Below are 10,095 nucleotides of genomic sequence, written 5' to 3'. Positions count from 1 at the left end.
TCCCTGTATAAGATCCAGAGTAATTCCCTCTCCACATTCCAGACTTATGTACCAGGCTTATAATATGTACCTGTGGGCATGAGAGAAAATAATGGCCATTAAGCCTTTTAATTACCAGCAAGACTTTTCCTGCATCGATTTTCGCCAGCACCCGGAGCTCTATCAGGTAGGAAGAGGCGAACAGGGCGTGTTGTTGGTTGAGCCCTATAAAAGCGAAATCCTTCCCTACTGGCGCTATAAAGATGAAGCATCCGCGACTGAATCTGCCAGGGAAATTTATCAGCTCTTCGAGTTTTATCGACAGCAGAATGATTTCGTTGGTATGGATATGGCACGAAAATTTATTCAGATGGGCTACACCCGGGCAAGGCGTTATGCCAATTACAAAGGTGGTAAAAAATATGCAAAGGATGGCTGCCTGAATCCACGTGGTAATGATCCTGTTAAGGCAGCAGCTGCGGCAGTCTTTAAACAATGGTGGGATAAACTTCGGCAGGATGAAGATTATCTCCAGAGAAAAAAGAAACATCAGGCTCAATGGGGGTAATTTTCAACCTCAATGTTCCTCGCCCCGCATAAATATTTACCGTGATTTAGCCTATATAAAAAACTGTATTGCCCGATCTTCACCATATTTCACTTTGTTAATCCTTAAGAATCTACTTTTAATCGCGAAAAGATACATTACGAAAAAAAATGTGAATAGCATCACAAACTAAAAAATAACAATTATATAACATTTGATTTACTAACTGATTTGCCTGATGGCGCGGGGACACCCGATGAGGCAGATTGCAGTCTTTGCTGGAGCAGAATTACAATGACAGAAAGCAGTATTAGCGAACGTGAATCGCTGGAACATGCCGATACCCGGCGCCGTATATGGGCCATTGTTGGGGCATCGTCAGGGAATCTGGTGGAATGGTTTGATTTTTATGTCTATTCATTTTGCTCACTCTATTTCGCGCACATCTTCTTTCCTTCCGGGAATACCACAACCCAATTGTTACAAACGGCAGGAGTGTTTGCTGCCGGTTTTCTGATGCGTCCAATCGGCGGATGGATATTCGGGCGCATTGCTGATCGTCGTGGACGCAAAACTTCTATGCTGATTTCCGTATGCATGATGTGTTTTGGTTCACTGGTGATAGCCTGCCTGCCGGGTTATGCAACGATAGGAACCTGGGCTCCGGCTCTGCTTCTGCTTGCACGTTTATTCCAGGGATTATCCGTCGGGGGGGAATACGGTACCAGCGCCACCTATATGAGCGAAGTTGCCGTAGAAGGTAAGAAAGGGTTCTATGCCTCATTTCAGTACGTCACGCTGATTGGTGGTCAACTTCTGGCGGTGCTGGTTGTTGTTGCATTACAACAGATCCTCAGTGATGAAGATCTTCATGCCTGGGGATGGCGTATTCCGTTTGCCCTTGGCGCAGTCCTGGCTATCGTGGCCTTGTGGCTGCGACGCCAGTTGGACGAAACTTCTAAGCAGGAAACGCGCGCGTTAAAAGAAGCTGGTTCGTTCAAAGGGCTCTGGCGTAACCGCAAGGCATTTATTATGGTACTGGGCTTTACTGCCGCCGGGTCGTTAAGCTTTTATACCTTCACCACTTATATGCAAAAATATCTGGTCAATACCGCGGGTATGACAGCGGGCACCGCCAGCATGATTATGACCGCTGCTTTATTTGTTTATATGCTGGTTCAGCCGCTTTTTGGCGCCCTCTCGGACAAGATTGGCCGTCGTACCTCAATGCTCTGTTTTGGCGCGTTGGTCACCCTCTTTACCGTGCCGATTCTTAATGCGCTACAAAACGTGAGTTCGCCGTATGCGGCGTTTGCTCTGGTGATATGCGCCCTGCTGATCGTCAGTTTCTACACCTCAATCAGCGGCATTCTGAAGGCGGAAATGTTTCCGGCCCAGGTACGTGCTCTGGGCGTTGGGCTTTCTTACGCTGTAGCCAATGCGCTATTCGGCGGCTCGGCCGAGTATGTCGCACTGTCGCTAAAATCTGTGGGAATTGAGCACGCTTTTTACTGGTACGTGACCGTCATGGGGGCGATTGCTTTTCTGGTCTCTCTGACGCTGCATCGTAAAGGTAAAGGGCTGCGCTTGTAGATTTATTGATGTGCCAGCTGCCATACCGCATAGCCGGTTGTGGCGCCTGCCACATCCCAGGCGAAATCTTTCCAGCTCCAGCCGCTCCCCGACGGGCGGCTGTCCCATAGCTCCTTCGATGCCCCTAAGCTCACGGAAAACATAAAGCCAATAGCGCCGCTCCGGTCGCGACTATAGCCTTGATGCTGGGCATATTCGTTACCTGCGGCAGAAAGCATCGCTGAGGCGAGGAAGTGCTGGGCTTTGTCCTGACCGCTCCATGAATCATTGGCCATATGGCTGCAGCCGGTCAGTAGTAACAGCGGGGCAATAAGCATGATATTGCGCATACAAATTCCAGGAAAAAGCCCCGCTGAGCGGGGCGGAAATTCAAAGAATACGGCTGATAAGGCGGTCGATTCGAATACGTCGCAGGCGTCTGATCAGTTTGCGTACTTTTATCGGGTAGTCGGCAATACTTTGTAGATCGCGATAGTGCTTAACGATCGTGGTATGTTTACGGATGAGGCTGAGTTCTTTTTCGCGCATGGCACCAAGCTGATGCTTTGGATCGTGGATAAGAATCGCGTTTTCCAAATCCAGCCGCCATGCGCGCGGGTTCAGGTTATTGCCGGTCAGTAGCATCCACTCATCATCAACCCACATGCCTTTCAGGTGATAGCTGTTATCATCATCCTTCCATAAACGGACAATGAGCTGGTCAGTATTCACGTAATACTGCAGACGGCTCAGGAAGCGCCGCAGATTAATTTCATAAAGATAGGGCAGCGCGCCGATAATTTTAAATGGCTGATCTTCCGGAATATAGAAATCATTGGCGGTTTTATCGCCGACGATAATTTCGACTTTTTTGCCACTCCGCAACAGCTGAATGATATTACGTACCAGCAGAGCCGGCAGGTTGAAATAGGGGGTGCAGATAGTCAGCTTATGTTCAGCGCAGGGCATCAGATGGAAAATGGTTTTATTCAGCAGGCTCGTCTTGCCCAGGCCAACTAGCGGGGTTACCGACAGCTGTTCTTCGTCGGCATCGCCTGGGAAATGGTAGCGGCTATCGCGCAGCTCCTGGCGGTACTGGCGGATTTCATTCTTGATTTCCGGGCTTTTTGGGCGATCGGCCTTATCAAGGCGGTTAACGCCGCGACCTTGCACCAGGTTGTTCGTAACCCAGTCAAACATCACATCGGCCATTTTCGCGTTGCGAATGCACTGGTAGCGATCATAACGATACTTATCGTGCTGATGCAGGTAAACGTCGTTCAGACTGGCGCCGCTGTAGAGAACGCAATCATCAATGATAAAGCCTTTGAAATGGAGGACGCCGAGAGCTTCCCGGGTATTGACCGGAACGCCATAAACCGGGATATCGACGCCAGGGTTCTCCTGCGCCATGCGGCAATACCAGTCGGCGTTGGTGTTTGACGCGGCGACGCCAATACGCCCGCGCTGGGCACGATGCCAGTCAACCAGCACCTGGACATCTAACTCTGGACGCTGACGCTTAGCGTCGTACAGCGCCTGCAAAATTCCTTTACCGCCATCATCCTGTTCCAGATAGAGCGCAATGATACAAATACGCTGGGTGGCTTGAGCTATCCTGGCCAGTAACGCTTGCCGAAAATCTGCCGGAGCGTAAAAGAACTCGATATCATCAACTGACTGAGAAAGCTTAGGGAGTTGGGCAAGGTGTTGTTGATGTTTATTGCGTTTAAATTTTGACAACATCACAGTGCGTTTCTTCTCTGTTTATTGAAGGGTCTTCTGTACCATGCAGACGACGTAAGCGGGCAATAATACCATTACTACCCGTTAAAGTAGTCAACAATTGCGGCCAGCCGATTGTAATTGCTCAGATACAAGCTGTAGAGACAAACTGACAATTCCATCTTCAAGCTGAATATCAACTGAGAATCCTAGCTTTCTGGCGAGTCCAATCATGCCTTTATTATTAGGCATAGTAATGCCATTCAGCCGCTGCAGACCGTGACTTTGCGTATAGGCAATGAGCTTTTCCAGTAGCTTACGGCCTAAACCCATACCCTTTAAATCAGAGCGCACCAGTACGGCAAATTCGGCATCGATGTTATCCGGGTCGGAGATCGCTCGCGTCACGCCGAGGATCTCATTCCCTTCAGCCGTCGTGCGCACGGCAACAAAGGCCATTTCTCGATCGTAGTCGATCTGCGTCATGTTAGCTAAATCATCGTGAGTAAATTCGTTGATTTCGCTGAAGTAACGATAATAAAGATCTTCCTTCGTGACCTGTGCGATAAAGGCCAGCAGCTGCGGCTCATCTTCCGGGAGTATGGGACGGAAAAGGCAGCGTTCGCCATTCTTCATCACTACCCACTCCTCCTGCTGCTGCGGATAAGGGCGGATGGCCAGGCGGCTTTCACTATCGCCAGTGAACGGCGCGAGAGTTAACGTGACGTCAAGCGCGGTAAACTCGTGACCGGAAGCCAGCAGAGGGTGGATATCGAGGCGCTGGATTTCCGGGCAGTCGACGATCAAATTCGATACCTGTACCAGTAGCTGACTCAGGCCGGGAATATCGAGCGGACGCAGCGCGCTGCGCCCGCGCACTTTTTTGCTTTTGATGGCCTGGATGACCAGGTAGCGCGCAAGGTTCATATTGAGCGGCGGGAGTGCGACGGCGGCCTGATCTTCTGCTCGCCATTCGACGCCGCCTTCGCCCAGCATGATCAGCGGTCCAAAAACCGGATCGTGCTCGACGACGACCCGCAGCTCCTGCGCCCCGGCTCGATTGGCCATGCTTTGCACCAGCAGTCCGTGAATACGCGCCTGCGGCCAGGTCATTTTGACGCGATCGATAATCGCGTCCGCGGCCTGCTGTACCTCGGTAGCCGTACGTAGGTAAAGCATGACCCCCTGGACTTCCGACTTATGGGGGATGTCTGGCGAGCGGAGCTTGAGCGCGACGGGGTAACCTATCTGTTCGGCGATATGCACGGCCTCGGCGCTATCCGCGGCAATCCACGTCGGTAGAGTATGAATACCGTAAGCACGCAGAACAGGACTCACTTCATGGGTATCCAGCGTGGTGGCACCTTCATTGATTGCGCGTTGTAACAGACTATGCGCTTCGGCTGTGTTAGTGGCTAATGAGACTGGCAGTACCGGGGTCTCTCTGAGCTGCTTCTGGTTACGCCGGTATTCCACCATATGCATAAACGCGGTTATCGTCCCTTCGGGGGTGCGATAGGTCGGTAGTCCCGCATCGCTAAACAGACGACGCGCCTCTTGCGATGAAAACTCACCGCACCAGTTAGTCAGAACCGTAACGTATTTACCGCGCGGGTGGCGCTTCAGGGCGTCAATCAGCGCCAGCGCGCTTTCCGTCCCCGGAGCAGCCGCGCTGGGTGAATGGATCACCAGCAGCGCGTCGTAATCATGGCTATCCAGCAGCACGTTCAGCGCTTTGAGGTAGTGCTCGCTACTGGCGTCATCGCGGAGATCCAGTGGGTTAGCGATATCCATGGTTTCAGGCAACGCCTGGCGGAGAAGATCGCTGGTCTCTTCGCTGAGAGCGGCAAGTTTGCCGTTGCGCAGCCAAAGCTCATCCAGCGCCAGCGCAGCCGGCGCTGCGCCGTTGCTGATAATCATGAGTTTCTCGCCGCGCAGTGGGCGCATATGGCTGAGGGTTTCCACCGCAGAGAACAGTTCGTGAGTATCCTGAACCCGCAACAAACCCGCGCGCTGAATAGCGGCGTCCCAGGCCGGATCCATACCGGAATTGACGTGTAGCAGCTTTTGCGCCGCCGGACTACGCCCGCTTTTGATCACCAGGATAGGCTTATTGCGCGATGCGCTACGAGCCGCGGAGACAAAGCGACGGGCGTCGCTAAGGTGTTCAAGATAGAGCAGAATAGCGCTGGTTTTACTGTCGCGAGCAAGGAAATCGAGCAGGTCATCAACGTCGATATCCAGGCTATCGCCGAGCGCAATAAAGTAAGAAAACCCCATTTCGCGCTGCTGGGCCCAGTCGAGGATGGTGTTGGATACGGCCGCCGATTGCGAAATAAACGCCAGTTTACCGCGATGGATAGGAACCGGCGAAAAGCTGGCGTTAAGGCCCTGCCAGGGCGCAAGCAGGCCGAGACTATTCGGCCCGAGCAGGCGCATTTGATAGCGGGCGGCGCATTCAAGCAGCGCGGGATACTGTTCGGGTAGGGAAGAGAGAATAATGCAGGTCTTACACCCTTTTTGCCCCAATGCTTCCAGAAGCTCAAGGTTTCTTCGGGCATTGGTGCAAAGCACCGCGAGATCGGGGGTAAAGGGCAGGCTGTTGACGTCAGGCCAGGCCAGTACGCCCTGAACCGCTTTCCACGCCGGCGTAACGGGAAGGACAGGGCCGTTAAACCCGCCAGCCAGCAGGTTGCGCATCATCAGATAACCGGCGCGCTGTGGTTTCATTGATGCGCCGATAACGGCGATCGATTTCGGCCGCAGTAATGCTTCGAGGCCTCGTTGGCTCATTCCGGTCTCCTTTGATCCCCAGTGACCGAATGATTTTAAACGTTTTCTGTCAGTTGTGCTGTGATACCGCCCTTATGCTGTGTTTTTCCTGCCAGATAGCGCGTTCTGAATAAGCTGAAATGATCGCCAAGGGCGCTGGCTGCGGTGACATCCCCCGCAAGATCCAGCAGCGCTATGGCGACTTCAGCGGTACAGTATTGGCCTTCTGCATGGGCTTCTCGCAGGCGATAAGCGGAGACGCGGGACAGATCAACGGAAATCATCGGCAGCGCATCAAGCCAGGGACTTTTGCGGAACATTTTTCGCGCCTCGGGCCAGGTGCCGTCGAGCATAATAAACAGCGGAGGTTTGCCGGGAAGCGGTGCGTCAAGTACCCGGCGCCTGGCGCTGGCATAGGAGGCAGGAAAAACCACCATTGGCTGATATCTCGCGTCGGCAACGAGATCGAGAAGCGCCTGCGGCGGTTCGGTTCGTGACCATTGAAAGGCTTCCGTATCCGGCAGGATATCGGCAATCAGGCGTCCGGTATTGCTGGGCTTCATTGGCTCGGTATCGAACATCACCAGGCAAAAACGGCTGGTGGCGGCAACGGGATTAAGGGTCGCGCAGAGGCATTGTTTCAACGGCAGCAAACAGCGCTGGCAGCGGTGAATACGGTTGCCGCGAGCAAGAAAAGGCCGGGTGGCGCGCGCGAGACGTTCGGCGCGAAGGCGAAGGACGGCGTTATCAGTCATGGGGATCGCTAAGAAAAAACGCCATTGTCGCAGAGGTAAAAACGGGGCACAAGCGGTGCCCCGTCGGGTTTATTGCTGGCCGGCTTCGTTCAACCAGCTATCGAAAGGCGCTTTTGGTACGGCGCCGTTCAGCATGTCGATGACTTCGCCATTTTTGAACATCATAATGGTCGGGATACTGCGGATGCGGAAGCGGGCGCTCAGTTCGCGTTCCATTTCGGTATTCACTTTCACGAACCGCATTTCGCCGCTGCGCTCTTCAGCCACATCTTCGAAAATGGGCGCAAAGTTACGGCAGGGGCCGCACCACGGCGCCCAGAAATCAACGACAACGGGCAGATCGTCCTTCAGCAGTTTATCCAGCGTTGCCCCGGTCGCGTTGATCACATCGCCGTCAAAAAGATCGTGGCCGCAGCGCCCGCATTTCGCGCCATCAGCGCTACGATCGTCGGGGATGCGGTTCAGAGCCTGACAACTGGCACAAACGGTATTCATAACTAACCTCTGGTTATGGGTTGCAGCGCGGCACGTGGCCGATTTGTTTCTGTAATGTTACATATTATCGATGCAGTACTAATAAAGGACAATGAGTTTTATTCAATGATTACGATAGACTCAGGCTTTTAAATGAAATAATGGCTAAGTGATGGCACATCGGGTAATCTGCGCGCTTCGCGCAGCGCAGGTGGAGAAAATGAATGAGCGACGACGAACTGAAAAATAAAAGCGGCAAGGTCAAAGTGATGTATGTCCGCAGTGATGATGATTCTGACCGACGTACCCATAACCCGCGTACCGGGAAAGGTGGGGGACGCCCAGGAAAGTCTCGTGTTGACGGTCGTAACCGCCCTGCGCGCGATGAAAGAGACAGCCGCGGTGGCGATCGTAAACGTGACGATCGCAAGCGTGAAGGCTTCGGCGGTGAGGGTTCCTCTCCGTGGCGTACCGTATCCCGCGCGCCGGGTGATGAGACGCCGGTAAAAGCGGATCACGGCGGGATCAGCGGAAAAAGCTTTATCGATCCTGAAGTGCTGCGTCGCCAACGCGCGGAAGAGACCCGTGTTTACGGCGAAAATGCCTGCCAGGCGCTTTTCCAGAGCCGTCCGGACGCTATTGTGCGCGCCTGGTTTATCCAGAGCGTGACTCCGCGCTTCAAAGAAGCCCTGCGCTGGATGGCGGCTAACCGTAAAGCTTATCACGTCGTTGATGAAGCAGAGCTGGCGAAAGCGTCCGGCACTGAACACCACGGCGGAGTTTGCTTCTTGATTAAAAAACGTCATGGCACCTCTGTTGAGCAGTGGGTGGCGAAAGCCGACGCTGAAGATTGCGTGCTGGCGCTGGAAGATGTCGGCAACCCGCACAACCTTGGCGCCATCATGCGCAGCTGCGCGCACTTCGGCGTTAAGGGCGTAATTGTGCAGGATGCTGGCGTTATGGAGTCCGGTGCCGCGATTCGTACCGCCGAAGGCGGGGCAGAACACGTTGAACCGATTACGGGCGACAGCTTTATCGATACGCTTGAGCGCTTCCGTAAAGCGGGCTACGCGATTGTTTCAACTTCCAGCCATAACGGGACTCCGCTGTTTAAAGCCGAGTTGCCGAAGAAGATGGTGCTGGTATTAGGGCAGGAGAGCGACGGTCTGTCTGATGCCGCTATCTCCAGCGCCGATCTGAATATTGCTATCGAAGGCACCGGCAACGTTGAAAGCCTGAACGTTTCCGTGGCAACCGGCGTGCTGCTGGCAGAATGGTGGCGACAGAACAAAGCTTGATAGCTTGTCGCAGAACGATAAATGCCAGCGTAATGCTGGCATTTTCATTGTCATCCCTAAACCACCTCCTGGGGAGGTGGTGATTGATTTTTAACACTGGTCTGCTTTATTCGCTCTCAGCCGGCAGCCGGGGTAGCCAGTCAATTGGCGCTTCGCCGCGTTCAGCCAGCCATTCATTCGCCAGGACGAAATGATTACAGCCGAAGAAGCCGCGGTGCGCGGAGAGCGGTGACGGATGCGGCGCTTTGAGCACGCAATGGCGCTGGCGATCGATAATCGCGCCTTTCTTTTGCGCATGTGAACCCCACAGCAAAAATACAACCCCTTCCCGATGCTGGTTAATCAGTGAAATCACTTTATCGGTAAAGGTTTCCCATCCAAGACTAGCGTGAGAGTGCGCTTGCCCGGCGCGTACCGTTAATACGGTATTAAGCAGCAAAACCCCCTGACGCGCCCAGCTTTCGAGATAACCATGATTTGGGCGCTGAAAGCCCGGGATCGTGCCTTCCAGCTCTTTATACATGTTCAGCAGAGAAGGAGGGGTCGCAACGCCCGGTAAAACAGAGAAGGCAAGGCCGTGAGCCTGTCCTGGTCCGTGGTAGGGATCCTGACCGAGGATCACCACTTTGACGTCGCTTAGCTCGGTATAGCGAAACGCGTTGAAAACGTCTTTTTGTGGAGGATAGATAGTGATGCCCGATTGCCGCTCTTCAGCAACCGTTTTTAAGGTATTAACAAACCAGGGTTGCTGCTTCTCTTCTGCCAGCACATCGTGCCAGGTTAATGGGGTGGTCATTTTGCTCTCCTGCAAAGTGTCATTGCCATAGCTTAACTGCATCTTTCTACAACACAAAATTTACGCCATCCCACTGGCGTTCTTTGTGCAAAAAAAATTGAAAATTTACAAATTTTTTTGGTGAAGGGTGTAGCGTAACTTGATGTAAAACAATAATATCTGCCTATACCCACTTTT

Annotated in this window: 9 protein-coding genes; 3 read left to right on the top strand and 6 right to left on the bottom strand. The window is 53.1% G+C overall.

Features of this window, described 5'->3' with window-relative positions; translation table 11 throughout:
- Positions 1–91 precede the first annotated feature (91 nt).
- On the top strand, positions 92–547 hold the full coding sequence (locus KO1_RS09880; protein ID WP_024274570.1) for a DUF4385 domain-containing protein: 456 nt from the start codon (positions 92–94) through the stop codon (positions 545–547).
- 273 nt (positions 548–820) lie between these two features.
- Positions 821–2,119, top strand: a complete 1,299-nt coding sequence (locus KO1_RS09875) for an MFS transporter (protein ID WP_004104606.1) — start codon at positions 821–823, stop codon at positions 2,117–2,119.
- 2 nt (positions 2,120–2,121) lie between these two features.
- Here the strand turns inward: KO1_RS09875 and KO1_RS09870 are convergent, their stop codons facing one another.
- The 5 genes from KO1_RS09870 to trxC all read right to left on the bottom strand — a co-directional run bounded on the left by KO1_RS09870 (position 2,122) and on the right by trxC (position 7,845).
- Entirely contained in the window at positions 2,122–2,448 is a 327-nt protein-coding gene (locus tag KO1_RS09870; RefSeq protein ID WP_004104604.1) for a YfiM family lipoprotein, read from the bottom strand.
- Between the two features lie 40 nt (positions 2,449–2,488).
- Positions 2,489–3,844, bottom strand: coding sequence for a CDP-diacylglycerol--serine O-phosphatidyltransferase (gene pssA / locus KO1_RS09865; protein WP_004104602.1), 1,356 nt, complete (start codon positions 3,842–3,844; stop codon positions 2,489–2,491).
- Between the two features lie 93 nt (positions 3,845–3,937).
- Positions 3,938–6,616: a bifunctional acetate--CoA ligase family protein/GNAT family N-acetyltransferase gene (locus tag KO1_RS09860; RefSeq protein WP_004104601.1), complete on the bottom strand. Its 2,679-nt coding sequence runs from the start codon at positions 6,614–6,616 to the stop codon at positions 3,938–3,940.
- A 35-nt stretch (positions 6,617–6,651) separates the two neighbouring features.
- The gene (locus KO1_RS09855) at positions 6,652–7,350 is read right to left on the bottom strand and encodes a tRNA-uridine aminocarboxypropyltransferase (RefSeq protein WP_004104600.1); all 699 of its coding nucleotides are present in this window, start codon (positions 7,348–7,350) and stop codon (positions 6,652–6,654) included.
- A 69-nt stretch (positions 7,351–7,419) separates the two neighbouring features.
- On the bottom strand, positions 7,420–7,845 hold the full coding sequence (gene trxC, locus KO1_RS09850; RefSeq protein ID WP_004104599.1) for a thioredoxin TrxC: 426 nt from the start codon (positions 7,843–7,845) through the stop codon (positions 7,420–7,422).
- Between the two features lie 203 nt (positions 7,846–8,048).
- Here trxC and KO1_RS09845 point away from each other — a divergent pair, with 203 nt between their 5' ends.
- Complete coding sequence (locus KO1_RS09845) at positions 8,049–9,122, top strand: tRNA/rRNA methyltransferase (RefSeq protein WP_024274569.1); 1,074 nt, start codon at positions 8,049–8,051, stop codon at positions 9,120–9,122.
- A gap of 106 nt (positions 9,123–9,228) precedes the next feature.
- Here KO1_RS09845 and ung read toward each other — a convergent pair whose 3' ends face one another.
- Entirely contained in the window at positions 9,229–9,918 is a 690-nt protein-coding gene (gene ung, locus KO1_RS09840) for a uracil-DNA glycosylase (RefSeq protein ID WP_004104597.1), read from the bottom strand.
- Positions 9,919–10,095 lie beyond the last annotated feature (177 nt).

This window comes from Klebsiella oxytoca NBRC 105695 (assembly GCF_001598695.1).
GTDB lineage: Bacteria > Pseudomonadota > Gammaproteobacteria > Enterobacterales > Enterobacteriaceae > Klebsiella > Klebsiella oxytoca.
The sequence above is the reverse complement of the archived record's forward strand: the minus strand, read 5'-3'. Positions and strand labels throughout refer to the sequence as shown.